This is a genomic window from Mycobacterium sp. 663a-19, from assembly GCF_035616495.1.
In the GTDB taxonomy this organism is placed as follows: Bacteria; Actinomycetota; Actinomycetes; order Mycobacteriales; family Mycobacteriaceae; genus Mycobacterium.
This window is the reverse complement of record NZ_JAPJAV010000008.1, coordinates 60,588-86,639: the sequence shown is the minus strand read 5'-3', so window position 1 is coordinate 86,639 and position 26,052 is coordinate 60,588. Positions and strand designations below refer to the sequence as shown.

The following is a 26,052-nucleotide window of genomic DNA, read 5'->3' as shown; positions in this document are numbered from 1 at the left end:
GCTACGGGGTGACGAGGATCTTGCAGTGCCGCTCGGGGTCGGCGAGGTCGTCGAAGGCCGCGCCGACGCCGTCCAGGCCCACCTCGCCGGTGATCAGCGGGGTGACGTCGATGTCGCCCTCGGCCAGCGCGCGCAGCGAATCGCCGAATTCCTCGGGGGTGTAGGCGAGGCAGAACTGGACGTTGATCTCCTTGGCGATCGCGAAGAATGGGTGCATGGTGTCGGGCTGCATGCACACCCCGGCGACGACCAGCCGGGTGCCCGGGCGCGCCCGCAACAGTACGTCGTCGATGATTCCCGGCACCCCGACCGCCTCGAACACCACCGCGGGTTTGGCGCTGTCGAACGGCGAACCCTGGGCGGCGTCCAGCGTCTGATGCGCGCCCATCGCGGTGGCCAGCTCGCGGCGCTTCGACGAAAAGTCCGATGCCACAATGGTTTCGACGCCGCGCGCCCGCAGCGCAGCGATGATCGCGATGCCGATCGGGCCGCAACCGAGCACCAGGGCGGTCTCCCCTTGTGCGATGTTGGACTTGTTGACGGCGTGCAGCCCCACCGCCATCGGTTCGGTCAGCGCCGCATGCTTGAAATCCAGGCCGTTGGGGATCGGCATCAGCAGCGGGGCCGACAGCAGCATCCGCTCGGCGTAGCCGCCGATCGTGCTGTTGCTGTAGACGATCGGCTCGACGCCCTTGGCGGACAGCAACACCGGAATCGACGTCACCAGGGTTCCCGGTGGGTGCGTGTCGGTGTCCGGCCCGGCCTCGAGCACCTCGGCGCTGAATTCGTGACCCATGAAGATGTCGCGGGCCAGGTCGAGGCTCATCGGACCGCCGCCGCCCATCCTGTCGGTCAGCGCCATCACCTCGGAGCCGTGCGCCGCGAAATGCAGGTCGGAGCCGCAGATTCCGCACGATCGGACCGCGACCAGCACCTGGCCGGATTCGGGAACCGGGTCGGGGACGTCGTCGCGGTAGACCATCCGGCCCTCGCGCAACACCGAGGCACGCATCAGCTTTTCTCGCTTTCCAGCTTGTGCTCGTCGACGTGCTCGGTGATCGCCTTCACCACGGCCTCGCCGGCGCGGCCGATCAACTGGTCGCGGTGGCCCTTGGCCCACTCGTGCGACGACCGCGAGGCCTGCAGCTGTCCCTTGAAGTGGGGAATCACCTTGCGGGCCATCAGGTCATAGCAGTGGTAGGTGGCCTCGGGCGACGCCCAGTCGTGACCGAGCATGAGCAGCGTGCCGAAGCCGCCCGACCGCTCGAGCAGGTCCTCGATGTGCGCGATCGCGTCGTCCGGCGTGCCGATGCAGCAATTGCCCTTGGCCGCATAGTCTTCGACGAACTCGTGCGGTGTCTGCGCGCCGTCGACGGCGTTGGCCAGCGGAACGAACCCGGCCGCGCCGAAATAGTTGGCGAAATCCTGCAGCCCGTAGGTGCAGTCGTCGATCGCCTGGTCGCGGCTGTCCGCGAGGTGCATGATGCTCAGCACCCGCCAATTGGCCCGGTCCGGCTCGTCGCGGCCGACCTTGTCGGCCTGTTCGCGCACGACGTCCCAGGTGTTCTCCAGCGCGGCGTACCCGCCCGGCACCGACATCGACAGCGACAGCAGCGACGTGCCCAGGGTGCCGGCCAGCCGCGGCCCGGACGGCGAAATCATTGCGGCCGTGGCGATCTCGGGATACGGCCAGGTGTACGGGCGGATGTGCAACTGGGCGTCGCGCAGCGTGAACCAGTCGGTGTGACGGTCGATTCGCTCGTCGGGCGCGGCGCGGAACAGCGCGAGGATCGCCTCGAGGGACTCCTGCATCATCGGGCGCTGCTCGATCGGGTCGATACCCATCATGTAGGCGTCCGACGGCAGCGCGCCCGGGCCGGTGCCGAACATCACCCTTCCGCGGGTCAGGTGGTCCAGCAGCACCCAGCGGTCGGCCACCATCAGCGGATGGTGGTAGGGCAGCGACACCACGCCGGTGCCCAGCCGGATGTGCTTGGTCCGCTCCGCGGCCGCCGCGATGAACACCTCCGGGCAGGCGATCAGCTCGTAACCGCCGGAGTGGTGCTCGCCGAACCACGCCTCGTCGAAGCCGAGGCGGTCGAGCGCCACGACGCGCTCCATGTCGTATTCCAATGCCACCGTTGGGGATTGGCCGATCGGATGAAAGGGGGTGATAAAGACGCCGAAACGCAGGGGGGCGTTCATCGCAGCTCCAATCCGTTGAGGAAGTCCAACAGGGCGGCGTTCACCTCGTCGGGTCGTTCTTGTTGCAGCCAGTGTCCGGCGCCGTCGAGCATCACCTGGCGGTAGGGCCCGGAGATCACCTCGGACGCGCGGTCGGCCCGGGTGAAGGACAGCACGGGATCGGCCGTCCCGCCGATGAACAGGCACGGCACCGGGATTTTCGCGCCGGCGAGCTGCGGGGTGGTCTCCCAGTTGCGGTCGAAGTTGCGGTACCAGTTCAGCCCGCCGGTGAATCCCGTGCGGGCGAACTCGGCGATGTAGTGGTCGAGTTCGCCCTGGGTTATCCAGTCCGGCAGCCCGTCGGGTTCGGGAAGGCGGTCGATGAAGCCCTCCGGACCGGGGGCCGCCATCCGCAGCGCCGCGGCCTTGTCATCGGATGTCCGCAGGCCGCCCATCATGCGCCGGATCACCCGCGCGGGGTCGGCATTGAGTTCGGCGTCGGCGACGCCCGGTTCCTGGAAATACAGGATGTAGAAGAAGTGCTCGCCGAATGTCTTGCGCCACGCCCTCGTCGGCGCCACGTGCGAGCGGGGCAGCGCCGGGACGCTGAGTGCGGCGACGGCGGCGACCCGGTCGGGATGCAGCAGCGGCGCGTTCCACACCACCGCGGCGCCCCAATCGTGGCCCACCCAGACCGCGCGTTCGGCGCCGACGTCGTCGAGGAGCCCGACGATGTCGGCGGTCAACTCGTGGATGCCGTAGGCCTCCACCGGATCCGGACGCGACGAGCCGCCGTAACCGCGCTGATCCGGCGCCAGCACATGGTAGCCGGCCTCGGCGAGCGCCGGGATCTGGTGCCGCCACGAGTAGGCCAATTCGGGAAACCCGTGGGCCAGGACGACGACGGGCGCGCCGCGGTCCCCGGCCTCGACCACCCGCAACCGCACACCATTGGTATCCACTAACCGTTCGGTTGATAAGGGCACGGTCTCACCAAAGCACAACCCCGGTGGGCTGAGAAGAGCTTCTTCGTTGCGGGCCGTTGCGGGCGCACCATAATTTGGGCATGCGATTGGACCACGTAGTCCTGTGGACGAGGGACCCGCGCGCGGCGATGGACTTCTACACCAGGGTGGTCGGGCTCGCGCCGGTTCGGTTTGCGGAGTTCGAGGCCGGGGAGGCGCCGTTCCCCAGTGTGCGGGTGTGCGAGGACTCGATCATCGACCTGTCGCCGATCGACGGCGCGGGTGCCACCGAATCGCTCACCGGGGTCGAGGGCAGCGCGGGCCACCCGGTCAATCACGTCTGCCTGGCGCTGTCGAAGTCCGAATACGACGCCCTGGACCGGCGTTTGCAGGCCGAGGGCGTGGACACCGGCGCGCGGCTGAAGCGCACCTACGGGGCCCGGGGCTGGGCGCCGCAGGGCTATTACTTTCGCGACCCGGACGGCAACGTCGTCGAGGCCCGCTACTACGAGTGATCGCCGCGTTGAGTCTGCGCTGACGGCGGGCTCCACTCGCACTTCGTCTGCGTGAGCGCAGAGTGAACCGCGGGAACCCCCGGTCGTTGCCATAGCGGGGACGGCCGCGCCCCGGCTCCACCGGCGCTGGCGATCCCCACTAGCGGTAGCCTGGACTTTTCCAGCTGCGTGGAAGGAAGGACTTGGCCGCAAGGCCGATGATCGATGAACCGGAAAAACGTGATTCGCACCGTGACGGCGATCGCCGTCGTGGTGCTGCTCGGCTGGTCGTTCTTCTATTTCAGCGACGACACCCGCGGGTACAAGCCCGTCGACACCTCGGTGGCGATGGCACAGATCAACGGCGACAACGTCAAGAGCGCGCAGATCGATGACCGCGAGCAGCAGCTGCGGTTGACCCTGAAGAAGGGCAACAACGACACCGAGAACTCCGACAAGGTCATCACCAAGTACCCCAGCGGCTACGCCGTCGACCTGTTCAAGGCGCTCAGCGCCAAGAACGCCAAGGTCAGCACCGTCGTCAACGAGGGCAGCATCCTGGGCGAGCTGCTGGTCTACGTGCTGCCGCTGCTGTTGCTGGTGGGCCTGTTCGTCATGTTCTCGCGCATGCAGGGCGGCGCCCGGATGGGTTTCGGGTTCGGCAAATCGCGTGCCAAGCAGCTCTCGAAGGACATGCCCAAGACCACCTTCGCCGACGTCGCCGGCGTCGACGAGGCCGTCGAGGAGCTCTACGAGATCAAGGACTTCCTGCAGAACCCCAGCCGTTACCAGGCGCTGGGCGCCAAGATCCCCAAGGGCGTGCTGCTCTACGGCCCGCCGGGAACCGGCAAAACGCTGCTGGCCCGCGCCGTGGCGGGCGAGGCGGGCGTGCCGTTCTTCACCATCTCGGGCTCCGACTTCGTCGAGATGTTCGTCGGCGTCGGCGCCTCCCGCGTCAGGGACCTGTTCGAGCAGGCCAAGCAGAACAGCCCGTGCATCATCTTCGTCGACGAGATCGACGCGGTGGGCCGCCAGCGCGGCGCGGGGCTCGGCGGCGGCCACGACGAGCGCGAGCAGACGCTGAACCAGTTGCTGGTCGAGATGGACGGGTTCGGCGACCGCGCCGGCGTCATCCTGATCGCCGCCACCAACCGGCCCGACATCCTCGACCCGGCGCTGCTGCGGCCGGGCCGCTTCGACCGGCAGATCCCGGTGACCAACCCCGACCTGGCCGGGCGCCGGGCCGTCCTGCGGGTGCATTCCAGGGGCAAGCCGATCGCCGACGACGCCGACCTGGACGGGCTGGCCAAGCGCACCGTCGGGATGACCGGCGCCGACCTGGCCAACGTCATCAACGAGGCGGCGCTGCTGACCGCGCGCGAGAACGGCACCGTCATCACCGGCCCGGCGCTGGAGGAGGCGGTGGACCGGGTGATCGGCGGGCCGCGCCGCAAGGGTCGGATCATCAGCGAGCAGGAGAAGAAGATCACCGCCTACCACGAGGGCGGTCACACGCTGGCGGCCTGGGCGATGCCGGACATCGACCCGGTCTACAAGGTGACGATCCTGGCCCGCGGCCGCACCGGCGGGCACGCGGTCGCGGTGCCCGAGGAGGACAAGAGCCTGCGGACCCGCTCGGAGATGATCGCGCAGTTGGTGTTCGCGATGGGCGGGCGCGCCGCCGAGGAGCTGGTGTTCCGCGAGCCGACGACGGGCGCGGTTTCGGACATCGAGCAGGCCACCAAGGTCGCCCGCGCGATGGTCACCGAGTTCGGCATGAGCTCCAAGCTGGGTGCGGTCAAGTACGGCACCGAACACGGCGACCCGTTCCTGGGCCGCACCATGGGAACCCAGGCCGACTACTCGCACGAGGTCGCCCGCGACATCGACGACGAGGTCCGCAAGCTGATCGAGGCGGCGCACACCGAGGCGTGGGAGATCCTCACCGAGTACCGCGACATCCTCGACACGTTGGCCGGCGAGCTGCTGGAAAAGGAAACGCTGCACCGGGCCGAGCTGGAGGCGATCTTCGCCGGCGTCGAAAAGCGGCCCCGGCTCACCATGTTCGACGACTTCGGCGGCCGGATCCCGTCGGACAAGCCGCCGATCAAGACGCCGGGCGAACTGGCCATCGAGCGCGGCGAGCCCTGGCCCCCGCCGGTCGCCGAGCCGGCCTTCAAGGCCGCGATCGCGCGGGCCAGCGAGGCCGCCGAGGCCGCGCGCGCCGAGGCCGACCGAAATGCCCACGGCCCCAACGGTTCCCACGGAGGTCAGGGAGATCGTCAGGGCGCGCCGCACGGCCCCACCCGGCCGGATTACGGCGCCCCGGCCGGCTGGCACGCGCCGGGATGGCCGCCGCCGCAACAACAGCAGGGCTACTGGTATCCGCCCGCGCCGCCTCAGCAGCCCTATTGGCCGCAGCCGGCGCCGAGCTACCCGGGCCAGGGCCATCAGCCATACCCGCCGTATCCGCCGTATCCGCCGCCGGGTCAACCCACCCCGGACGCCCAGAAGACCCCCGACCAGCCGGACGAGGATGTGAGCCCGTCCAACCCGCCGGCCCACGGCTGACGAACGGAGGATTCGATGGCCTTGCCGCATTTGGGGCCGGATTCCCGCGCCGCCACCAGTCGCATACGGGTGTTCGACCAGTCGCGCGCGGAGGCCGCCATCCGCGAGCTGCTGTACGCGATCGGCGAGGACCCCGAGCGAGATGGCCTGCGGGACACCCCGGCCCGCGTCGCGCGCGCCTACAAGGAGATGTTCTCCGGTCTCTACACCGACCCCGACAGCGTGCTGAACACGATGTTCGACGAGGACCACGACGAGCTGGTGATCGTCAAGGAGATCCCGATGTACTCCACCTGCGAGCATCACCTGGTGTCGTTTCACGGCGTGGCCCACGTTGGCTACATCCCCGGCAAGGACGGCAGGGTGACCGGGCTGTCGAAGATCGCCCGCATGGTCGACCTGTACGCCAAGCGGCCGCAGGTGCAGGAACGGCTCACCAGCCAGATCGCCGACGCGTTGGTCAGGCAGCTCGACCCGTCCGGGGTGATCGTCGTCGTCGAGGCCGAGCACCTGTGCATGGCGATGCGCGGCGTCCGCAAGCCCGGCGCCGTCACCACGACGTCGGCGGTGCGCGGCCTGTTCAAGACCAATGCCGCTTCTCGAGCCGAGGCGCTCGACCTCATCCTGCGTAAGTGAGCCCGGCGCCTGTGCAGGTTATGGGGGTTGTGAACGTCACCGACGATTCGTTCTCGGATGGCGGGCGGTACCTCGATGCGGACAGCGCCATCGCGCACGGCCTGGCGATGGTGGCCCAGGGCGCGAGCATCGTCGACGTCGGGGGCGAGTCGACCCGGCCCGGCGCCGCCCGGATCGACTCCCGGGTCGAGGCGTCGCGCGTGGTTCCCGTCGTCAAACAGCTTGCCGCACAAGGCGTCACGGTGAGCATCGACACCATGCACGCCGACGTCGCGCGGGCCGCGCTGCAGGCCGGCGCGCGGATCGTCAACGACGTCTCCGGCGGGCGCGCCGACGCCGCGATGGCGCCGCTGCTGGCCGAGGCCGGGGTGACGTGGGTTTTGATGCACTGGCGGTCGGTGTCGTCGGACCGGCCGCATCGGGTCCCGCAGTACGGCGACGTGGTGGCCGAGGTGCGCTCCGAGCTGCTCGCCAGCGTCGACGCCGCGGTGGCCGCGGGCGTCGACCCGGCGAAGCTGGTGATCGATCCCGGGCTGGGATTCGCCAAGACGGCGCAACACAACTGGGCGCTGCTGCGCGCCCTGCCGCAGTTGGTCGCCACCGGCGTGCCGGTGCTTCTGGGCGCCTCGCGCAAGCGGTTCCTGGGTACGTTGCTGGCCGGCCCCGACGGGACGCTCCGCCCGCCCGACGGGCGCGAGACGGCGACCGCGGTGATCTCGGCGCTGGCCGCCCTGCATGGGGCCTGGGGTGTGCGCGTGCACGACGTGCGGGCCTCGGTCGACGCCGTCAAAGTCGTCGAGGCGTGGACGCATGGCTGATCGAATCGAGTTGCGCGGCTTGACGGTTCGCGGCCGGCACGGGGTGCTGGACCACGAGCGCGCCAACGGCCAGGACTTCGTCGTCGACATCACGGTGTGGATCGACCTGGCTGGCGCCGCGACGAGCGACGAGCTGGCCGACACCTACGACTACGCCGCGCTGGCCGACCTCGCCGCCGACGTGGTGGCCGGCCCGCCGCGCAACCTCATCGAGGCCGTCGGTGGCGAGATCGCCGAGAAGGTGATGGACGACGAGCGCGTGCACGCCGTCGAGGTGGTGGTGCACAAGCCGCAGGCGCCGATCCCGCGGGACTTCGCCGACGTCGCGGTGGTGGTCCGGCGGTCGCGGCGCGGCGGCCGCGGCTCGGTGGTTCCGGTGGGGGGGACGCTGTGACCCGCGTCGACGACGATGATGCCGGCGTAGCCGGGATCGAGGAGTGGCGCCCATGACCAGGGTCGTGTTGTCCATCGGCTCCAACCTGGGCGACCGGCTGGCCCGGCTGCAGTCCGTCGTCGACGGGCTCGGCGATGCGGTGCTGGCGGTCTCCCCGGTGTACGAGACCGCCCCGTGGGGCCGCGTCGAGCAGGCGCCCTTCCTCAACGCGGTGGTGATGGCCGACGACCCCGGCTGCGACGGGCAGGGCTGGCTGCGGCGGGCGCAGGACTTCGAGCGGGCGGCGGGCCGGGTGCGCGGGGAGCGTTGGGGACCGCGCACCCTCGACGTCGACCTGATCGCCTGCAATGACGACGGCCGCGAGCTGATTGCCCGCGAGCCCAACCTGACGCTGCCGCACCCGCTGGCCCACCTGCGGGCCTTCGTGTTGGTGCCGTGGCTGGCCGTCGACCCCGATGCCCGGCTCACCGTCGCCGGCGGGCCGCGGCCGGTGGCCCGGCTGCTGGCCGAGCTGGAACCGGCCGACCGGGACAGCGTCCGGTTGTCCCCGCTGACGCTGGGGGCCGGAAAGTCCGCTGCGAACCGGGAATCGCGGCGCTGATGGGGCCCACCAGGAAACGTGACCTGACGGCCGCGGTGGTGGGCGCTGCGGTGCTGGGCTACCTCCTGGTGATCCAGCTGTACCGATGGTTCCCGCCGATCACGGTTTGGACCGGGCTGTCGCTGCTCGCGGTCGCCCTCGCCGAGGCGCTGTGGGCGCGCCACGTGCGGGCCAAGATCGCCGAAGGCGAAATCGGCGACGGGCCCGGGTGGCTGCATCCGCTGGCCGTCGCCCGCAGCGTGGTGGTGGCCAAGGCGTCGGCGTGGGTGGGGGCGCTGATGCTGGGCTGGTGGGTGGGCCTGCTGGTGTACTTCCTGCCGCGGCGGTCATGGCTGAAGGCCGCCGCCGAGGACACCACGGGCACGGTGGTCGCGGCCGTCAGCGCCCTGGCGCTGGTGGTGGCCGCGCTGTGGCTGCAGCATTGCTGCAAATCTCCGCCGGATTCGACCGAGCACGGCGAGGGGGCGGAAAGCTCGCCCCAGTAAACGCGGGTGAGAATCGCCGGACTCGGGCGACACGCGGAGTGACCTCGCACAGGTACAGTCAGGCCATGACCGTTCTGTCCCGCGGCGCCCGGGTCCGGCGCGGCGGCCGCAGGCCGGGGTGGGTGCTCTTGACGGCGTTGCTGGTCCTCGCGATGGGGGCCAGTTCCGCGCTGGTGTTCACCAACCGGGTGGAGCTCCTCAAGCTCGCTGTGATCCTGGCGCTGTGGGCCGCAGTCGCCGGCGCGTTCGTGTCGGTGCTCTACCGCCGGCAAAGCGATGCCGATCAGTCCCGGGTGCGTGACCTGAAGCTGGTGTACGACCTGCAGCTGGACCGGGAGATTTCGGCCCGCCGCGAGTACGAGCTCACCGTGGAGTCCCAGCTGCGCCGCGAGCTGGCATCGGAGCTGCGCGCGCAGGCCGCCGACGACGTGGCCGCGCTGCGCGCCGAACTGGCCGCGCTGCGGACGAGCCTGGAGATCCTGTTCGACACCGACCTCCAGCACCGCCCGGCGCTGGAGAACCTCGAGACCGAGGCGCCGCGCGCCCGCGCCTACAGCGACTGGGAGCGAACCGGCGAGAGCGCCGACTGGGTGTCCAGCGATCGGGTCACGTCGGCGCATCTGGACGACTCGCTCGGCGGCGCCGAGAGCCCGCGCACCGACGAACAGGCGATCATCGACGTGCCAGAGGAGCCGCTGTTGCCGCCCCGGCAGCCGCCGCCCCCGCGGGAACGCCGCCGGGGCCACTACGCCGTCCCGCCGGAGGCGCCGTACCGGGTCTCGCAGGAGGCCCCCTACATGGCGCCGCCGCCCGAGCCCGAGCCGCGGTTCGAGCAGTTCCAGTGGCCGCCACCGCAGCCGGCCGAGCCACCGCCCGCGCCGCCGCCGCAACCGGAACCGCAACCGCAATCCCAGCCGCAGGCGCAGGATTGGCAGCCGGTCGGCGCCGAGGGGCTGTGGCTGCCGCCGGGAACGCCGGGCAGCAGCTGGGCCGGCGGCGAAACGCCCAGCCCGTGGGCGGCGCCGGGCGGCGGTCGGCGCGCCCGGCATTCCACCCCGGACGAGCCCCTGGACGGCGCACACATCGAGCCCGAGCCGTCCCGGCCGTACGACGAGCCCGGTCGCCGGGCGGGGTCGCGGCACTCGGCGGAGTACCGCGACTACGGGAGCTTCGCGGCGCCCAGCGAGCCGCAGGCAACACCGCCGCCGCCCGCCGCCGAGCCGCAGGCAACGCCACCGCCACCACCCCCGCACACGGCACCGCACATGGCACCGCCGCCGCCGCCGCCCGAGCACGCGCCCCGGCACCGCGGCGCCGAGGCGCCCGACGGCGCGGGTGAGGGCCCATCGGGTGGTCAGTCGGTGGCCGACCTGCTGGCCCGGCTGCAGGTCGAGCCGTCCGGCGGGGGCCGTCGGCGCCGCCGGGAAGGCTGAGCTGAGGGCATCGTCACATTGGGTGCGGCCTGACCGATCGACTACAGTCTTAGTGACCGTCCGGTACCCGCCTGGGACTGGAACGACAGAAATCAGTGAGGTCGTCTGCGATGGTGCAGTTCGACGGTTTGCGCCCGGCCAGGCTCAAGGTGGGGATCATCTCGGCCGGCCGGGTGGGCACCGCGCTGGGCGTCGCGCTGGAGCGCGCTGACCACGTCGTGGTGGCGTGCAGCGCCATTTCCCACGCATCGCGGCAGCTGGCGCAGCGCCGGCTGCCCGACACCCCGGTGGTCGCGCCGCAGGACGTGGCGGCCGGCGCCGAGCTGCTACTGCTGGCGGTCCCGGACAGCGAACTGGCCGGCCTGGTGTCCGGCCTGGCGGCCACCTCGGCGGTGCGGCCCGGCACGATCGTGGCGCACACCTCCGGCGCCAACGGGGTCGGCATTCTCGCGCCGCTGGCCGGCGACGGCTGCATACCGCTGGCGATCCACCCGGCGATGACGTTCACCGGCTCCGACGAGGACATCTCCCGGCTGCCGGACACCTGCTTCGGGATCACCGCGGCCGACGACGTCGGGTATGCGATCGCGCAGTCGCTGGTTCTGGAGATGGGCGGTGAGCCGTTCTGCGTGCGCGAGGACGCCCGCATCCTGTACCACGCCGCGCTGGCCCACGCGGGCAACCACATCGTGGCGGTGCTCGCCGACGCGCTCGACGCGCTGCGGGCCGCGCTGCGCGGCAGCGAACTGCTCGGCCAACAAACTGTCGACGACCAGCCGGGCGGCATCGCCGAACGCATCGTCGGCCCGCTGGCCCGGGCGGCGCTGGAGAACACCCTGCAACGCGGCCAGGCCGCGCTCACCGGGCCGGTCGCGCGCGGCGACGCGGCCGCCGTCGCCGAGCACCTGGCCGCACTGGATCGGGTGGACCCCGAGCTGGCCCAGGCGTATCGGGTCAACGCCCTGCGCACCGCCCAGCGCGCCCACGCCCCCGACGCCGTCGTCGAGGTGCTGACAGCATGAAATCGGCCTTCGCGGCGGGCGAACTCAACCTGTACTCGGCGCCGCGCGACGTCACCGAGGTCAGCCGCGCGCTGCGCCACACCGGCCGCCGGGTGCTGCTGGTGCCCACCATGGGCGCGCTGCACGACGGGCACCTCGCCCTGGTGCGCGCCGCCAAGCGGGTGCCCGGCTCGGTGGTGGTGGTGTCGATCTTCGTCAACCCGCTGCAGTTCGGCGCCGGCGAAGACCTCGACGCCTACCCGCGCACCCTCGACGACGACCTAGCGCTGCTGCGCGGCGAGGGCGTCGAGATCGTGTTCGCGCCGACCGCCGCGGCGATGTATCCCGACGGCCTGCGCACCACCGTGCAGCCCGGGCCGCTGGCCGCCGAACTCGAGGGCGCCTCGCGGCCAACGCATTTCACCGGTGTGCTGACCGTCGTGTGCAAGCTGCTGCAGATCGTGCGGCCCGATCGGGTGTTCTTCGGCGAGAAGGACTACCAGCAGCTGGTGCTGATCCGGCAGCTGGTCGCCGACCTGAACCTCGACGTCACGGTGGTCGGGGTGCCGACGGTGCGCGAGGCCGACGGGCTGGCGATGTCGTCGCGCAACCGCTACCTGGGCCCGGTACAGCGCGAACTGGCCGCGACGCTGTCGGCGGCGTTGGTGGCCGCCGCGCACGCCGCGCCGGCCGGCGCCCGGGCGGCGCTGGACGCGGCCCGCTCGGTGCTCGATGCCGCGCCCGCGATCGAGGTCGACTACCTGGAGCTGCGCGACGCGGAGCTGGGACCGCCGCAGGCCGGCCGGCCCGGGCGCCTGCTGATCGCCGCCCGGCTGGGCGGCACCCGACTGCTGGACAACATCGCGATCGAAGTCGCAAACCTCGCCGGCACCAACGGGCCGGACGAACTCGCCCAATCACATTGGAGGAACTGATGTTGCGGACGATGCTGAAATCGAAGATTCACCGCGCCACCGTCACGCAGGCCGACCTGCACTACGTCGGCTCGGTGACCATCGACGCCGACCTGATGGACGCCGCCGACCTGCTCGAGGGCGAACAGGTGACCATCGTCGACATCGACAACGGCGCCCGGCTGGTCACCTACGCCATCACCGGCGAGCGCGGCTCCGGGGTGATCGGAATCAACGGGGCCGCAGCGCATCTGGTGCACCCCGGAGATCTGGTGATCCTGATCGCCTACGGGACGATGGAGGACGCCGAGGCCCGCGCCTACCGGCCGCGGATCGTCTTCGTCGACGCCGACAACAGGCCGATCGACCTGGGGCACGATCCGGCCTTCGTGCCCGATGACGCGGCCGAGTTGCTCGACCCCCGGATGGGTGCGCGATAACCGTGCTGCTGGCCATCGACGTCCGCAACACGCACACCGTCGTCGGGCTGCTGTCCGGCTCCAAGGAGCACGCAAAGGTCGTGCAGCAGTGGCGCATTCGCACCGAATCCGAGATCACCGCGGACGAGTTGGCGCTGACCATCGACGGCCTGATCGGCGAGGATTCCGAGCGGCTCACCGGGGCCGTCGCCCTGTCCACCGTCCCGTCGGTGCTGCACGAGGTGCGGATCATGCTCGACCAGTACTGGCCGTCGGTGCCGCACGTGCTGATCGAGCCGGGGGTGCGCACCGGCATCCCGCTGCTGGTCGACAATCCCAAGGAGGTCGGCGCCGACCGGATCGTCAACTGCCTGGCGGCCTTTCACAAGTTCGGCAAGGCCGCCATCGTCGTGGACTTCGGATCGTCGATCTGCGTGGACGTGGTGTCGGCCAAGGGCGAGTTCCTCGGCGGCGCGATCGCGCCCGGGGTGCAGGTTTCCTCCGACGCCGCCGCGGCCCGGTCGGCCGCCCTGCGCCGGGTCGAGCTGGCGCGGCCCCGGTCGGTGGTCGGCAAGAACACCGTGGAATGCATGCAGGCCGGCGCGGTGTTCGGCTTCGCCGGGCTCGTCGACGGCCTGGTCCAGCGCATCCGCGAGGACGTGGACGGCTTCTCCGACGACCTGGGCGACGACGTCGTCGTGGTGGCGACCGGACACACCGCGCCGCTGCTGCTGCCCCAGCTGCGCACCGTCACCCACCACGACGAGCACCTGACCCTGAACGGCCTGCGACTGGTCTTCGAGCGCAACCGGGACGCCCAGCGCGGCCGGCTCAAGACGGCGCGCTGACCTCGCGCCAAGCCGTGTCACTAAGCTGGCACGTCGTGAACTCTGCCGACGCAGCAGACCTTCCCGAGCAGTTCCGGATTCGCCGGGACAAGCGCGCTCGCCTACTGGCCGAGGGCCGCGAGCCCTACCCGGTTGCCATCGAGCGCACCCACACTCTGGCCCAGGTTCGCGCCGCCCACCCCGACCTGCCGGTCGACACCGCGACCGACGACGTCGTCGGCGTCGCCGGCCGAGTCATCTTCGCGCGCAACTCGGGCAAATTGTGCTTCGCGACACTGCAGGACGGCGACGGCACCAGCCTGCAGGTGATGATCAGCCTGGACAAGGTGGGCCGGGAGGCGCTGGACGCCTGGAAGGCCGACGTCGACCTCGGCGACATCGTCTACGTGCACGGCAACGTGATCAGCTCGCGGCGCGGCGAACTGTCCGTCCTGGCCGACTCCTGGCGGATGACGTCCAAGTCGCTGCGGCCGCTGCCCGTCGCGCACAAGGAGATGAGCGAAGAGGCCCGGGTGCGGCAGCGCTACGTCGATCTGATCGTCCGCCCGCAGGCTCGCTCGGTGGCCCGGCAGCGCATCGCCGTCGTCCGCGCAATACGCGGTGCATTGGAGCGGCGCGGGTTTCTCGAAGTCGAAACGCCTATGTTGCAGACGCTGGCGGGTGGGGCGGCGGCCCGGCCGTTCGTCACGCATTCCAATGCTCTTGACATCGATCTGTACCTGCGGATCGCGCCGGAACTGTTCCTCAAGCGCTGCATCGTCGGTGGATTCGACAAGGTTTTCGAACTAAATCGCGTGTTCCGAAACGAAGGGTCCGATTCCACGCATTCTCCGGAATTCTCCATGTTGGAGACCTATCAGACCTACGGAACGTATGACGATTCGGCAGTAGTCACCCGCGAGCTTATTCAAGAGGTGGCCGACGAGGCGATCGGCACCCGACAACTACCGTTGCCTGACGGTGGCGTCTACGACATAGACGGAGAATGGGCGTCGATACAAATGTATCCGTCGCTGTCGGCGGCACTCGGCGAGGAGATCACGCCCGAGACGACCGTCGAGCGGCTGAGCGCCATCGCGGACCGGCTTGGCATCGAGATCCCCGCCAATCGTGGCTACGGGCACGGCAAGCTGGTCGAGGAGCTGTGGGAGCACGCGGTGGGAAGCACCCTGACCGCGCCCACGTTCGTCAAGGATTTCCCGGTCGAGACAACGCCTTTGACGCGTCAGCACCGCAGCATTCCCGGCGTCACCGAGAAGTGGGACCTCTACTTGGGCGGCGTCGAACTGGCGACCGGGTATTCCGAATTGAACGACCCGGTGGTGCAGCGCGAGCGCTTCGCCGAACAGGCTCGCGCCGCGGCCGCCGGCGACGACGAGGCGATGGTGCTCGACGAAGATTTCCTGGCCGCCCTCGAGTACGGGATGCCGCCGTGCACCGGAACCGGAATGGGTATCGATCGGTTGCTGATGACTTTGACCGGGCTGTCAATTAGGGACACAGTTTTGTTCCCGATTGTTCGCCCGCACTGAAGTTCAACTGTGCGGCGTGCTTCCGGATTGAGTATGCTGCGTTTCTATGGCAGATTGGTGGCCGGGGAGCCTATCCAATCTGCAAAGCAACTGCTCAGGAAGAAATGCGAGGGTAATCTGATGGCGAAGAAAGTGACCGTCACCTTGGTCGACGATTTCGACGGTTCGGGCGCGGCCGACGAAACCGTCGAATTCGGGCTTGACGGGGTGACGTATGAGATTGACCTTTCTTCCAAGAATGCGACAAAACTTCGCAACGATCTGAAGCAGTGGATAGCGGCCGGCCGTCGGGTCGGTGGCCGACGCCGCGGCCGAGGCTCCGGGCGCGGCCGCGGCGCGATGGACCGCGAGCAGAGCGCGGCGATCCGCGAGTGGGCCCGCCGAAACGGGCACAACGTGTCCACCCGGGGCCGCATCCCGGCCGACGTCATCGACGCCTTCCACGCGGCGACCTAGAGACATCCTGGCCGGCGCCCGGGCCGCGACGGCCCCGGGCGCCGGTTCTTTGTCTTTCGCTGGCGGCGAAACGATCGGCGGCGAATGGGGAAACGAATCGATGGCGCGCCGCGTTTTCTCAGTGACCGCCGTGTTGGCGGCGAGAAGACCGCCCGGATCGGCCGAACGAGTCCCCAACGACCCCCAAGGACAAGGAACCGCAAGGTTAGGAACCCCGAAGGCCGACCATTACAGTGGATGGCAGGTACGCGAGTCCGGCCCCACTGGCCGGAAACGCAGCTGTACCGATGGTGAGGGAGAGCAGGTAACCCGATGTTCGAAAGATTTACCGACCGTGCCCGCAGGGTCGTCGTCCTGGCGCAAGAAGAGGCCCGGATGCTCAACCACAACTACATCGGCACCGAGCACATCCTGTTGGGTTTGATCCACGAAGGCGAGGGCGTCGCGGCGAAGTCGCTGGAATCGCTGGGAATCTCGCTGGAGGGCGTCCGCAGCCAGGTCGAGGAGATCATCGGCCAGGGCCAGCAGGCGCCGTCCGGGCACATCCCGTTCACCCCGCGCGCCAAGAAGGTCCTGGAGCTGAGCCTGCGCGAGGCGCTGCAGCTCGGCCACAACTACATCGGCACCGAGCACATTTTGCTGGGCCTGATCCGTGAGGGCGAGGGCGTGGCCGCCCAGGTCCTGGTCAAGCTCGGCGCCGAGCTGACCCGGGTCCGTCAGCAGGTGATCCAGCTGCTGAGCGGCTACCAGGGCAAGGAGGCGGCCGAGGCCGGCACCGGTGGCCGCGGCGGCGAATCCGGGAGCCCGTCCACCTCGCTGGTCCTCGACCAGTTCGGCCGCAACCTGACGGCCGCCGCGATGGAGGGCAAGCTGGACCCCGTCATCGGCCGCGAGAAGGAGATCGAGCGGGTGATGCAGGTGCTGTCCCGGCGCACCAAGAACAACCCGGTGCTGATCGGGGAGCCCGGCGTCGGCAAGACCGCCGTCGTCGAGGGCCTGGCGCAGGCCATCGTGCACGGCGAGGTTCCCGAGACGCTGAAGGACAAGCAGCTCTACACGCTGGACCTGGGGTCGCTGGTCGCGGGGTCGAGGTACCGCGGTGACTTCGAGGAGCGCCTGAAGAAGGTGCTCAAGGAGATCAACACCCGCGGCGACATCATCCTGTTCATCGACGAGCTGCACACGCTGGTCGGGGCGGGCGCCGCCGAGGGCGCGATCGACGCGGCGAGCATCCTCAAACCGAAGCTGGCCCGCGGCGAGCTGCAGACGATCGGCGCCACCACGCTCGACGAGTACCGCAAGTACATCGAGAAGGACGCCGCGCTGGAGCGCCGGTTCCAGCCGGTGCAGGTGGGTGAGCCGACGGTGGAGCACACCATCGAGATCCTCAAGGGTCTGCGCGACCGCTACGAGGCCCACCACCGGGTGTCCATCACCGACAGCGCGATGGTGGCCGCGGCGACGCTGGCCGACCGCTACATCAACGACCGGTTCCTGCCGGACAAGGCGATCGACCTGATCGACGAGGCCGGGGCGCGCATGCGCATCCGCCGGATGACGGCGCCGCCGGACCTGCGCGAGTTCGACGAGAAGATCGCCGAGGCCCGCCGCGAGAAGGAATCGGCGATCGACGCCCAGGACTTCGAGAAGGCGGCCAGCCTGCGCGACCGCGAGAAGACGCTCGTCGCGCAGCGTGCCGAGCGCGAAAAGCAGTGGCGCTCAGGTGATCTCGACGTCGTCGCCGAGGTCGACGACGAGCAGATCGCCGAGGTGCTGGGCAACTGGACCGGCATCCCGGTGTTCAAGCTCACCGAGGCCGAGACCACGCGGCTGCTGCGCATGGAGGACGAGATCCACAAGCGGATCATCGGGCAGGAGGATGCGGTCAAGGCCGTGTCCAAGGCCATCCGCCGCACCCGCGCCGGGCTGAAGGACCCGAAGCGCCCGTCGGGCTCGTTCATCTTCGCCGGCCCGTCCGGCGTCGGTAAGACCGAGCTGTCCAAGGCGCTGGCCAACTTCCTGTTCGGCGACGACGACGCGCTCATCCAGATCGACATGGGCGAGTTCCACGACCGGTTCACCGCGTCGCGGCTGTTCGGCGCCCCGCCGGGGTACGTCGGCTACGAGGAGGGCGGCCAGCTCACCGAGAAGGTGCGCCGCAAGCCGTTCTCCGTGGTGCTGTTCGACGAGATCGAGAAGGCGCACCAGGAGATCTACAACAGCCTGTTGCAGGTCCTCGAGGACGGTCGGCTCACCGACGGGCAGGGCCGCACGGTGGACTTCAAGAACACCGTGCTGATCTTCACGTCCAACCTCGGCACCTCCGACATCTCCAAGCCGGTGGGCCTGGGCTTCACCCAGGGCGGCGGGGAGAACGACTACGAGCGGATGAAGCAGAAGGTCAACGACGAGCTCAAGAAGCACTTCCGCCCGGAGTTCCTGAACCGCATCGACGACATCATCGTGTTCCACCAGCTGACCCGCGAGGAGATCATCCGGATGGTGGACCTGATGATCACCAGGGTCGCCGGGCAGCTCAAGAGCAAGGACATGGCCCTGGAGCTGACCGACAAGGCCAAGGCATTGCTGGCCAAGCGCGGCTTCGACCCGGTGCTGGGTGCTCGCCCGCTGCGGCGCACCATCCAGCGCGAGATCGAGGACCAGCTGTCCGAGAAGATCCTCTTCGAGGAGGTCGGTCCCGGTCAGGTCGTCACGGTCGATGTGGACAACTGGGACGGCGAGGGCCCCGGCGAGGACGCGACGTTCACGTTCACCGGAACCCGCAAGCCGCCGGCCGAGCCGGATCTGGCGAAGGCCGGGGCGCACAGCGCGCCCGAGACGCAGTAGCGATCGCAGGAAACGGGCGGCTACTCTCTGACGGGACTAGCCGCCCGTTTTCGTTTGCTCGAGGGAAGGGCCCGCCGTGCTGATCGTCACCACCAACGACCTTCCGGGCTGGGAGATCCAGCGGGTGTGCGGCGAGGTCTTCGGGCTGACAGTTCGCTCCCGAAACGCGTTCTCCCAATTCGGCGCCGGGTTGAAGTCGATGTTCGGCGGCGAGCTGGCCGGGATGACGAAGAATCTGGCCGAGAGCCGCAACGAGGCGATGGGCCGGCTGATCGCCGAGGCGCGCAATCGCGGCGGCAACGCGATCGTCGCGATGCGGTTCGACACCACCGAGATCGGCGACGTGTGGACCGAGATCTGCGCCTACGGCACGGCGGTCCAGGCGGTGCCCGTCACCGATGCGGCGAAGTACACGGCCAATCAACTCGGCTACGGGGTCGCGCCGCCGCAGCAGTGACGGTCTACACTGACCCCTGTCCTGATGGGTAACGGAATCTGGTGAAACTCCAGAGCGGTCGCGCCACTGTCCAAAGTCAGACCCGTAGCCCGTCATCACCAGCGGGGACGCGTTATCCCCGGAAGGAGCCCGATGGTGTCCAAGGTGTCCATGTCCAATCCCCAGCTGACCGGCCCCCGCACCCGCTCGATCGATCTGTCGGCGGCGAGCGCGGCGCTCTGGCTGGCGGGAACCGTCTTCCTGGCGCTGCTGGCGCTCTACTTCGTCGGTATCGATCAGGGCGCGGTGTCGCTGTTCGGCAGCGATTCCCACGTGCACGAATTCCTGCACGACGCCCGGCATCTGCTCGGCTTCCCCTGCCACTGACCCCGTGGAGAAGCGTCTGATCGCGCGCGGTCTGGTGGCCGGCGCGGTCGCCGCGGTGGTGGCGTTCGCGTTCGCCCGCCTGTGCGCCGAGCCCGTCATCGGCCGTGCGATCGCCTTCGAGGAGGGCCGGGCCGACGCCGAGAACGCGCACGGCGTGCACGAGCACGGCGCGGAGCTGTTCACCCGTGGGGTGCAGGCGAACGCCGGGTTGGGTTTCGGTGTGCTGATTTTCGGCGTCGCGATGGGCGCGTTGTTCGCCGCGCTGTTCTGCGTCGTCGCCACACGCGTGAGAAGCATTGGGCCGCAGGCGCTTTCGGTGCTGCTTGCGACGGCCGCCTTCGGCGCGGTGTACCTGGTGCCGTTCCTGAAGTACCCCCCCAACCCGCCGGCCGTCGGGCAGGCGGACACGATCGGGGGCCGCACCGGCTGGTATCTGGTGATGGTGGGCGCGTCGGTGCTGGTGGCGATCGCCGGGGTGTGGCTGGCCCGCCGGCTCGCCGCCCGGCTGGGCACACCCAACGGCTGGCTGCTGGCGGCCGGGGCCTACCTGGCGGCGATCGCGGTGGTGCTGGTGTTGCTGCCGACGGTGGACGAGACGCCGGCGCCCCTGCGTGACGCGTCCGGCGCGATCGTCTATCCGGGCTTTCCCGCCGACGATCTCTACGAGTTCAGGCTGGTTTCCCTGGGCACGCAGCTGGTGCTGTGGGCGACCATCGGCGTGGTGTTCGCGACGCTGGCGGGGCGGCTGCTGGGGGAGCGGGCCGAGCCGTCATCGAGCACCGCGGCGTGACCGTCCGGCTGACGCTGGTGTCGCACGCGATGACCGACGCGATGACGGCCGGGCGTTTTCCCGCCGACGAGCCGCTCAACGACACCGGCCGCCGCCTGGTGGAAACCGTTGCCGCACTCGAGGTCCGCGGCGACGTTCGGCAGCTCACCGCGCCCGAGCGGCGGGCCCGCCAGACCGCGCAGTTGCTGGGCCTGGAGGCCGCGACGGAGCCGCGGCTGGCCGACCTCGACTGCGGACGGTGGCGCGGGCAGGCGCTCGCCGACATCGATCCCGCTGATCTGCAGGCGTGGCTGACCGAACCCGCCGAAGCCCCGCACGGCGGCGACTCGGTAGCCGGCCTGATCGAACGGGTGGACGGGTGGCTGGGCTCGCTGACCGGCGAGGCGTCGCGCACGGTCGCGGTGACGCATCCCGCGGTGATCCGGGCGGCCGTCCTGCTGACCCTCGACGCCCCGCCGAAGTCGTTCTGGCGCATCGACATTGCGCCGCTCAGCCGCACCGCGATGAACTTCCGGGACGGGCGCTGGACGCTGCGGCTCTAGTTACTGCGGTGCGATCAGCGCGAAGACCTGCTTGGCGAGCTGCAACATCCACCCGGTCGCGGTCGGACCGTGATCGCGCGGCCAGTTCAACTGGAAGCTGACCACCCACGGCTGCTGCGTCTTGTCGACGGCGTACCAGCTGAACGTCAGGTCGCCCGGCAGGCCGCCGGCCTTCGCGCCGATGTACGGCCAGACGTTGCGGTCCAGCTGGATGCCCGACACGGCGGAAAGGATCTGTCGCACCGGGGCGGCCGCGCCGACGGCGTCGGCCTGCAGCGCCGCATGGACGCGGCAGATGTCCTCGGCGTTGCCGTACCACTCCGCGCCGTAGCTGGAGGCCGGGGTGTGGGCGCGGACCGGATCGGGTTGATACGGAGTGGAATTCGCCTGCGCCAACAGCCGGGCCCGCACTTGCTGGGAGCCCCGCTTCCACTGGCCGCGCAGATCGGGTCGGCCCCAGCCGACCGAGAACAGCTCGTACATCGTGGGGAACGGCGTCATGCTCGCCGGGTCGTGGTGGCCGGCCGTGGCGAGCGCTTCCTCGATCGCGTGCGTGCCCATCCGCTCGATCAGCAGGTCGGTGGCCATGTTGTCGCTGGTGGCAATCATCTTCTCGGCGGCCGTGCGAACCGAAACATGCGCTCCGGCAGGCAGTTCCAGGCCCGAGGAGCCGACGGCCCTGCTCTTCTCGGTGACCGTCAACTGGTCATCCCAGGACACCGCGCCGCTCTTCACCGCACCCGCCAGGGCGTGCAGCACATACAGCTTGAAAATCGATGCCAGCGGCAGGGATTCGCCGGTGTTGGTGCCCTGCACCGGATCGCAGCGACCGTTGTCGACCTTGGCCACCTGGTAGGAGTAGCGGGCACCGGTCTTGGCCAGCACGGCGTCGACGTCGCGCCACGAGCTGATCGTCGGCGGTGGTGTGTCGAGGTCGAACCGGTCGACTCGCCCGTCGTCGTCGGTGTGGATCCGGATCTCCTGCCGCGCACCGTAGGAGGAGACGAGGTGCAGTGTGGCCACGCTGGCGCCGATGTCCACCCCGCCGAGGGTGAAGGGGCGGTCCCACCACAACCCCTCCATCGTCGTTTCCACCGACTCGACCTTGTCGGGTGCGGCCAGGGTGCGCACACCGACCGGGCCGATGGGCCAGTCGGAGTTCAGCATGTCCAACGTCTGCTGTGCCCGGATACCGGGAGGAGTGCGGGTGTCGATCTGTCGCCCCGGGTTCGCCGCATTCGCCTGCGGGGAAGGTGAGGGTGCGCAACCGGGCGCCATGGTCACCACGAGTGCTGCGGCGGCGCTGAGCGCGGCCACCCGGCGCTGCTTGCTAGCCGGTCTTGTCGTTGGCTGCAACGTCCAGCACAACCTCGAATTCCAGCAGCGTCGCGCCGGTCGCCACCGGGTTGGCCCGGTGACCGGCATGGGCCTCGATGGCAGGCCCCTTCGCCCACGCCTGGAATGCTTCATCGGACTCCCAGTGTGTCACCACGAAGTAGCGGTCCTCACCCTTGACCGGCCGCAGCAGCTGAAAGCCGAGGAAACCGGGCTGGTTCTCCACCGCGTGCGCGCGGTGGGCGAACCGCTTCTCCAGCTCGGGGCCAGCGTCGGCGGGCACCTCGATTGCGTTGATCTTCACCACTGGCATTCCGCTAGGCTACCGCGTCGTATGCCCGGCGATCTGTTGACCTGCCACGGCGGCGAGGGGGCGCCGTTGGTGTTGGTGCACGGCCTGATGGGCCGGGGCAGCACCTGGTCGCGGCAGCTGCCGTGGCTGACCCGGTTGGGCACCGTGTACACCTACGACGCGCCGTGGCACCGCGGCCGCGACGTGCCGGACCCGCACCCGATCAGCACCGAACGGTTCGTGGCCGACCTCACCGACGCGGTGAGCGACCTGGGGGAACCGGCCCGGCTGGTCGGGCACTCGATGGGCGCCCTGCACTCGTGGTGTCTGGCCGCCGAGCGGCCCGATCTGGTGTCGGCGTTGGTGGTCGAGGACATGGCCCCGGACTTCCGCGGCCGCACCACCGGCCCGTGGGAGCCCTGGCTGCATGCGCTTCCGGTCGAATTCGCCTCCGCGCAGCAGGTATTCGACGAATTCGGGCCGATCGCCGGGCAGTACTTCCTGGACGCCTTCGATCGCACCCCCTCCGGCTGGCGGTTGCACGGCCACACCTCGCGCTGGATCGAGATCGCCGCCGAGTGGGGCACCCGGGACTACTGGGCGCAGTGGCAGGCCGTGCAGGCGCCGGCGCTGCTGATCGAGGCCGGCGACTCGGTCACCCCGCCGGGCCAGATGCGCGCGATGACCCAGACCGATTCTCCGACAACATATTTGGCGGTCCCGCAGGCGGGTCACCTGGTCCACGACGAGGCGCCCGAGGTCTACCGCCAGGCTGTCGAGTCATTCCTCGCCGGGCTCGCCTCCTGACCCCGCGCCGGGTCGCTCGGCGCGCGCCGGGAAAGACTATCTGATAAATTCTTCAATCGTTCGAATATAGAAAGTTTGTAGTCTTCAGGAGCCCTCGTGTCGGAACCGCTGTACAAGGTCAAGGCGGAATTCTTCAAGACGCTGGGGCATCCGGCGCGGATCAGGATCCTCGAGCTGCTCGTCACCGGGAACAAGTCGGTGGCCGAACTGTTGCCCGAGGTCGGACTCGAATCGTCGAACCTGTCCCAACAGCTGGGCGTGCTACGCCGGGCCGGCGTGGTCGACGCGCAGCGAGACGGCAACACGATGGTCTACTCGATCGCCTCACGGGACATCGCCGAACTGCTCGTGGTTGCGCGCAAGGTGCTCACCGGGGTGTTGAGTGACCGCGTGGCGGTGTTGGAGGATCTGCGCGCCGGCAGCGGGCAGTAGCGTTGATGGGCTGGTTTCGTAAAGCCTTCGGTGTTGGTCGGATCACCGAACGGGCGGGGCCTGCACCCCGGCAGACAGTGAAACCGCCTGCCGGAGTGCGTGGTTCGCTTCAGGTCCGCCACGTTGACGCGGGTTCGTGCAATGGGTGCGAGGTCGAGATCGCGGGCGCGTTCGGGCCGGTGTATGACGCCGAACGGTTCGGCGCGCGGCTGGTGGCCTCCCCCCGCCACGCGGACGCGCTGCTGGTGACCGGCGTCGTGACACACAACATGGCCGGCCCGTTGCGCACCACCGTCGACGCCACCCCGCGGCCCCGGCGGGTGATCGCGTGCGGCGACTGCGCCCTGAACGGAGGGGCGTTCCAGGACGCCTACGGCGTGGTCGGCCCGGTGGGTGACGTGGTTCCCGTCGACGTGGAGATCCCGGGCTGCCCCCCGACGCCGAGCCAGATCATCGAGGCTCTCAGATCGGTGACGGGCAAGTGACCGCGGAATCGGTGGCCCGCAAGGACTTCGGACCCGCACTGCCCGGCGCGCTGACGTCGCTGCTCGGTGGGGCCGGCGTATGGGCGGGGGCGCTGGGCATGTTCGGCTCTGCACGCACGGTGCGCATCGGATGGTTGCTTCCCCTGTCGGGGGTGCAGCTGGGCCTCGACCCGCTGGGCGGATTCTTCATGGCCCTGACGGGCGCCGTCGCGGTCGGGGTCGGGCTCTACGCGATCGGGTACGCCCGGCGCGGTCATCTAAGTCGGGTGGCACTGGCGGTGTTGCCGTTGTTCGTCGCGGCGATGCTGCTGGTGCCGGCCGCTGCCTCGGTCACCACCTTCCTGCTCGCGTGGGAGTTGATGGCCCTCGCGTCGTTGGTGTTGGTGCTGGCCGAGCACACTCGACCGCAGGTTCGTTCCGCCGCGTTGGTGTACGCGGTGATGACCCAGTTGGGGTTCGTCGCGATCCTGGTCGGGCTGATGGTGTTGTCGACGGCAGGTGGCACCGACCGCCTTGCCGACCTGCACCGGATACCGCAGGGCGCACGCACCGCGGTGTTCCTGTTGACGGTTGCCGGGTTCGGATCGAAGGCCGGGCTGGTGCCGCTGCACGCCTGGTTGCCGCGCGCCCACCCCGAGGCGCCCAGCCCGGTGTCGGCGCTGATGAGCGCTGCGATGGTCAACCTCGGCGTCTATGGCATATGCCGGATCGACCTGCAGCTGCTCGGCCCGGGTCCGCGGTGGTGGGGGCTCGCCTTGATGGCCGCCGGCGCGGTGTCGGCGCTCTATGGCGTGGTGCAGGCGTCGGTGGCCACGGATCTCAAACGGCTGCTTGCCTATTCGACGACGGAGAACATGGGGCTGATCGTGCTGGCGTTGGGAGCAGCGACCCTGTTCGCGGCCTCCGGTGCGCACGCGCCGGCAACAATCGCCGCGGTCGCGGCGATGCTGCACCTGATCGCGCACGCGGCCTTCAAAAGCCTCGGATTCCTGGCGGCGGGTTCGGTGCTGGCCGCAACGGGGCTGCGTGACCTCGACCGGTTGGGCGGCTTGGCCCCCCGGATGCCGGCGACCACCACCCTGTTCGGGGTGGCGGCGCTCGGCGCGTGCGGGCTGCCGCTGGGCGCCGGGTTCGTCAGCGAGTGGCTGCTGATCCAGTCACTGATCCACACGGCCCCGGAACATGTCGCGGCCCTGGCGCTGACCACGCCGCTGGCGGTGGGCGCGGTCGCGCTCACCACGGGTCTGGGCGTGGCGGCGATGGTCAAGGCGTTCGGGATCGGATTCCTGGCGCGGCCGCGATCCGAGCAGGCCGCCCGGGCTCGCGAGGCGCCGGGCAGCATGCTGGCCGGCATGGCAACGGCGGCGGCCGCGTGCATGGTGCTGGCCGTGGCGCCCTCGGTCGTCGCACCCGCGCTGCGTCGGGCGGTCGCCGCGTTACCCGCAGCGCGCACAGTGGAATTCACCGACCTCGGCGCCTTGGTGCGGTTGCCGGGCCTGCAGGGGTCGATCGCACCGGGCGTGATCGCTGCCGGCGTTGCGGTGGCCGCCCTGACCGTCGCCGTGCTGGCGAGATGGCGCCGCAGGCTGCGCCCGGCGCCCGTGACGGCGCCGTTATGGGCTTGCGGCGCAGAGGATCTCACTGCACGCATGCAATACACGGCCACGTCGTTCGCGGAGCCGCTGCAACGGGTCTTCGACGATGTCCTGCGTCCCGACACCGACATCGAAGTCACCCACACCTCCGAGTCGCGGTATCTGGCCGACAAGATCACCTACCGCACCAGGATCGCGGACGCGATCGAGGAGCGCTTCTACACGCCGGTGCTTCGGGCGATCTCGGATGCGGCGGGGTTGGTCCGGCGGGCTCACACCGGCAGCGTGCACCTCTACCTGGCCTATGGTGCGCTCGGCGTTCTGACCGTGTTGGTGGTCGCCCGATGACCTTC

Annotated in this window: 27 protein-coding genes and 1 pseudogene; 23 read left to right on the top strand and 5 right to left on the bottom strand. The window is 69.8% G+C overall.

Annotated elements, in window-relative coordinates:
* Position 1 precedes the first annotated feature (1 nt).
* The 3 genes from OQ968_RS15640 to OQ968_RS15630 are packed head-to-tail and all read right to left on the bottom strand — an operon-like array spanning position 2 to position 3,170.
* Positions 2 to 1,012 (bottom strand): zinc-binding dehydrogenase, encoded by a 1,011-nt coding sequence (locus OQ968_RS15640; protein ID WP_324679415.1) that lies wholly within the window; start codon positions 1,010 to 1,012, stop codon positions 2 to 4.
* Positions 1,012 to 2,205, bottom strand: a complete 1,194-nt coding sequence (locus OQ968_RS15635; protein WP_324679412.1) for an LLM class flavin-dependent oxidoreductase — start codon at positions 2,203 to 2,205, stop codon at positions 1,012 to 1,014. The genes OQ968_RS15640 and OQ968_RS15635 overlap by 1 nt, the downstream gene beginning before the upstream one ends.
* Complete coding sequence (locus OQ968_RS15630) at positions 2,202 to 3,170, bottom strand: alpha/beta hydrolase (RefSeq protein ID WP_324679410.1); 969 nt, start codon at positions 3,168 to 3,170, stop codon at positions 2,202 to 2,204. Before OQ968_RS15630 ends, OQ968_RS15635 begins: the two co-directional genes overlap by 4 nt.
* 80 nt (positions 3,171 to 3,250) lie before the next feature.
* Between OQ968_RS15630 and OQ968_RS15625 the strand changes: the two genes are divergently transcribed.
* The 19 genes and pseudogenes from OQ968_RS15625 (at position 3,251) to OQ968_RS15535 (ending at position 20,753) form a co-directional block, all read left to right on the top strand.
* Complete coding sequence (locus tag OQ968_RS15625) at positions 3,251 to 3,664, top strand: VOC family protein (RefSeq protein WP_324679408.1); 414 nt, start codon at positions 3,251 to 3,253, stop codon at positions 3,662 to 3,664.
* 204 nt (positions 3,665 to 3,868) lie between these two features.
* Positions 3,869 to 6,214, top strand: coding sequence for an ATP-dependent zinc metalloprotease FtsH (ftsH, locus tag OQ968_RS15620; RefSeq protein WP_324679406.1), 2,346 nt, complete (start codon positions 3,869 to 3,871; stop codon positions 6,212 to 6,214).
* A 15-nt stretch (positions 6,215 to 6,229) separates the two neighbouring features.
* Complete coding sequence (folE, locus tag OQ968_RS15615) at positions 6,230 to 6,850, top strand: GTP cyclohydrolase I FolE (RefSeq protein WP_324679404.1); 621 nt, start codon at positions 6,230 to 6,232, stop codon at positions 6,848 to 6,850.
* Positions 6,847 to 7,687: pseudogene (gene folP / locus OQ968_RS15610) on the top strand (dihydropteroate synthase); the annotation flags it as partial. The gene folE and the pseudogene folP, both read left to right, overlap by 4 nt.
* A 24-nt stretch (positions 7,688 to 7,711) precedes the next feature.
* Positions 7,712 to 8,062, top strand: a complete 351-nt coding sequence (gene folB, locus OQ968_RS15605) for a dihydroneopterin aldolase (protein WP_420715933.1) — start codon at positions 7,712 to 7,714, stop codon at positions 8,060 to 8,062.
* 52 nt (positions 8,063 to 8,114) lie between these two features.
* Positions 8,115 to 8,663 (top strand): 2-amino-4-hydroxy-6-hydroxymethyldihydropteridine diphosphokinase, encoded by a 549-nt coding sequence (gene folK / locus OQ968_RS15600; RefSeq protein WP_324679398.1) that lies wholly within the window; start codon positions 8,115 to 8,117, stop codon positions 8,661 to 8,663.
* Complete coding sequence (locus OQ968_RS15595; RefSeq protein ID WP_324679396.1) at positions 8,663 to 9,148, top strand: DUF3180 domain-containing protein; 486 nt, start codon at positions 8,663 to 8,665, stop codon at positions 9,146 to 9,148. The genes folK and OQ968_RS15595 overlap by 1 nt, the downstream gene beginning before the upstream one ends.
* Before the next feature lie 65 nt (positions 9,149 to 9,213).
* Entirely contained in the window at positions 9,214 to 10,581 is a 1,368-nt protein-coding gene (locus tag OQ968_RS15590; protein ID WP_324679394.1) for a DUF6779 domain-containing protein, read from the top strand.
* A 110-nt stretch (positions 10,582 to 10,691) separates the two neighbouring features.
* Complete coding sequence (locus OQ968_RS15585; protein WP_324679393.1) at positions 10,692 to 11,603, top strand: Rossmann-like and DUF2520 domain-containing protein; 912 nt, start codon at positions 10,692 to 10,694, stop codon at positions 11,601 to 11,603.
* Positions 11,600 to 12,517, top strand: a complete 918-nt coding sequence (gene panC, locus OQ968_RS15580; protein ID WP_324679391.1) for a pantoate--beta-alanine ligase — start codon at positions 11,600 to 11,602, stop codon at positions 12,515 to 12,517. The genes OQ968_RS15585 and panC overlap by 4 nt, the downstream gene beginning before the upstream one ends.
* Complete coding sequence (gene panD / locus OQ968_RS15575; protein WP_324679390.1) at positions 12,517 to 12,936, top strand: aspartate 1-decarboxylase; 420 nt, start codon at positions 12,517 to 12,519, stop codon at positions 12,934 to 12,936. Before panC ends, panD begins: the two co-directional genes overlap by 1 nt.
* A gap of 2 nt (positions 12,937 to 12,938) precedes the next feature.
* On the top strand, positions 12,939 to 13,763 hold the full coding sequence (locus OQ968_RS15570; protein ID WP_324679388.1) for a type III pantothenate kinase: 825 nt from the start codon (positions 12,939 to 12,941) through the stop codon (positions 13,761 to 13,763).
* Between the two features lie 35 nt (positions 13,764 to 13,798).
* On the top strand, positions 13,799 to 15,295 hold the full coding sequence (gene lysS, locus OQ968_RS15565; protein ID WP_324679385.1) for a lysine--tRNA ligase: 1,497 nt from the start codon (positions 13,799 to 13,801) through the stop codon (positions 15,293 to 15,295).
* A gap of 120 nt (positions 15,296 to 15,415) precedes the next feature.
* A complete protein-coding gene (gene lsr2 / locus OQ968_RS15560) occupies positions 15,416 to 15,751 on the top strand; it encodes a histone-like nucleoid-structuring protein Lsr2 (protein WP_324679759.1) in 336 nt (111 codons plus the stop codon).
* A 312-nt stretch (positions 15,752 to 16,063) separates the two neighbouring features.
* Positions 16,064 to 18,598, top strand: coding sequence for an ATP-dependent protease ATP-binding subunit ClpC (gene clpC1, locus OQ968_RS15555; protein WP_324679383.1), 2,535 nt, complete (start codon positions 16,064 to 16,066; stop codon positions 18,596 to 18,598).
* A 76-nt stretch (positions 18,599 to 18,674) separates the two neighbouring features.
* The gene (locus OQ968_RS15550) at positions 18,675 to 19,055 is read left to right on the top strand and encodes a YbjQ family protein (protein WP_324679381.1); all 381 of its coding nucleotides are present in this window, start codon (positions 18,675 to 18,677) and stop codon (positions 19,053 to 19,055) included.
* Between the two features lie 150 nt (positions 19,056 to 19,205).
* Positions 19,206 to 19,421 (top strand): CbtB domain-containing protein, encoded by a 216-nt coding sequence (locus OQ968_RS15545; protein ID WP_324679757.1) that lies wholly within the window; start codon positions 19,206 to 19,208, stop codon positions 19,419 to 19,421.
* Positions 19,422 to 19,425: 4 nt separating this feature from the next.
* Entirely contained in the window at positions 19,426 to 20,211 is a 786-nt protein-coding gene (locus tag OQ968_RS15540) for a CbtA family protein (protein WP_324679379.1), read from the top strand.
* A complete protein-coding gene (locus OQ968_RS15535; RefSeq protein WP_324679378.1) occupies positions 20,208 to 20,753 on the top strand; it encodes a histidine phosphatase family protein in 546 nt (181 codons plus the stop codon). The genes OQ968_RS15540 and OQ968_RS15535 overlap by 4 nt, the downstream gene beginning before the upstream one ends.
* Here OQ968_RS15535 and OQ968_RS15530 read toward each other — a convergent pair whose 3' ends face one another.
* Complete coding sequence (locus OQ968_RS15530; protein ID WP_324679376.1) at positions 20,754 to 22,121, bottom strand: serine hydrolase; 1,368 nt, start codon at positions 22,119 to 22,121, stop codon at positions 20,754 to 20,756.
* Positions 22,084 to 22,401: a mycobilin-forming heme oxygenase MhuD gene (mhuD, locus tag OQ968_RS15525; protein WP_076064116.1), complete on the bottom strand. Its 318-nt coding sequence runs from the start codon at positions 22,399 to 22,401 to the stop codon at positions 22,084 to 22,086. Before mhuD ends, OQ968_RS15530 begins: the two co-directional genes overlap by 38 nt.
* Positions 22,402 to 22,422: 21 nt before the next feature.
* Here mhuD and OQ968_RS15520 point away from each other — a divergent pair, with 21 nt between their 5' ends.
* The 4 genes from OQ968_RS15520 (at position 22,423) to OQ968_RS15505 (ending at position 26,047) form a co-directional block, all read left to right on the top strand.
* Positions 22,423 to 23,187: an alpha/beta hydrolase gene (locus OQ968_RS15520; protein WP_324679373.1), complete on the top strand. Its 765-nt coding sequence runs from the start codon at positions 22,423 to 22,425 to the stop codon at positions 23,185 to 23,187.
* Positions 23,188 to 23,283: 96 nt separating this feature from the next.
* Positions 23,284 to 23,619, top strand: a complete 336-nt coding sequence (locus OQ968_RS15515; RefSeq protein WP_324679371.1) for a lsr2/espR transcriptional regulator — start codon at positions 23,284 to 23,286, stop codon at positions 23,617 to 23,619.
* A 5-nt stretch (positions 23,620 to 23,624) separates the two neighbouring features.
* Positions 23,625 to 24,104 carry an NADH-quinone oxidoreductase subunit NuoB gene (locus OQ968_RS15510; protein ID WP_324679370.1) on the top strand — a complete coding sequence of 160 codons (480 nt, stop codon included), beginning with the start codon at positions 23,625 to 23,627 and terminating at the stop codon, positions 24,102 to 24,104.
* 38 nt (positions 24,105 to 24,142) lie between these two features.
* Positions 24,143 to 26,047, top strand: coding sequence for a proton-conducting transporter membrane subunit (locus tag OQ968_RS15505; protein ID WP_324679755.1), 1,905 nt, complete (start codon positions 24,143 to 24,145; stop codon positions 26,045 to 26,047).
* Positions 26,048 to 26,052 lie beyond the last annotated feature (5 nt).

Bases quoted from the DNA above. Each gene is read 5' to 3' on its own strand.
- OQ968_RS15510 (WP_324679370.1), top strand. From the start codon at position 23,625: ATGGGCTGGTTTCGTAAAGCCTTCGGTGTTGGTCGGATCACCGAACGG.
- OQ968_RS15595 (WP_324679396.1), top strand. From the start codon at position 8,663: ATGGGGCCCACCAGGAAACGTGACCTGACGGCCGCGGTGGTGGGCGCT.
- panC (WP_324679391.1), top strand. From the start codon at position 11,600: ATGAAATCGGCCTTCGCGGCGGGCGAACTCAACCTGTACTCGGCGCCG.
- folK (WP_324679398.1), top strand. From the start codon at position 8,115: ATGACCAGGGTCGTGTTGTCCATCGGCTCCAACCTGGGCGACCGGCTG.
- ftsH (WP_324679406.1), top strand. From the start codon at position 3,869: ATGAACCGGAAAAACGTGATTCGCACCGTGACGGCGATCGCCGTCGTG.
- OQ968_RS15625 (WP_324679408.1), top strand. From the start codon at position 3,251: ATGCGATTGGACCACGTAGTCCTGTGGACGAGGGACCCGCGCGCGGCG.
- OQ968_RS15590 (WP_324679394.1), top strand. From the start codon at position 9,214: ATGACCGTTCTGTCCCGCGGCGCCCGGGTCCGGCGCGGCGGCCGCAGG.
- OQ968_RS15635 (WP_324679412.1), bottom strand. From the start codon at position 2,205: ATGAACGCCCCCCTGCGTTTCGGCGTCTTTATCACCCCCTTTCATCCG.
- OQ968_RS15640 (WP_324679415.1), bottom strand. From the start codon at position 1,012: ATGCGTGCCTCGGTGTTGCGCGAGGGCCGGATGGTCTACCGCGACGAC.
- OQ968_RS15520 (WP_324679373.1), top strand. From the start codon at position 22,423: ATGCCCGGCGATCTGTTGACCTGCCACGGCGGCGAGGGGGCGCCGTTG.
- mhuD (WP_076064116.1), bottom strand. From the start codon at position 22,401: ATGCCAGTGGTGAAGATCAACGCAATCGAGGTGCCCGCCGACGCTGGC.
- OQ968_RS15545 (WP_324679757.1), top strand. From the start codon at position 19,206: ATGTCCAATCCCCAGCTGACCGGCCCCCGCACCCGCTCGATCGATCTG.
- lsr2 (WP_324679759.1), top strand. From the start codon at position 15,416: ATGGCGAAGAAAGTGACCGTCACCTTGGTCGACGATTTCGACGGTTCG.
- folE (WP_324679404.1), top strand. From the start codon at position 6,230: ATGGCCTTGCCGCATTTGGGGCCGGATTCCCGCGCCGCCACCAGTCGC.
- clpC1 (WP_324679383.1), top strand. From the start codon at position 16,064: ATGTTCGAAAGATTTACCGACCGTGCCCGCAGGGTCGTCGTCCTGGCG.
- panD (WP_324679390.1), top strand. From the start codon at position 12,517: ATGTTGCGGACGATGCTGAAATCGAAGATTCACCGCGCCACCGTCACG.
- OQ968_RS15585 (WP_324679393.1), top strand. From the start codon at position 10,692: ATGGTGCAGTTCGACGGTTTGCGCCCGGCCAGGCTCAAGGTGGGGATC.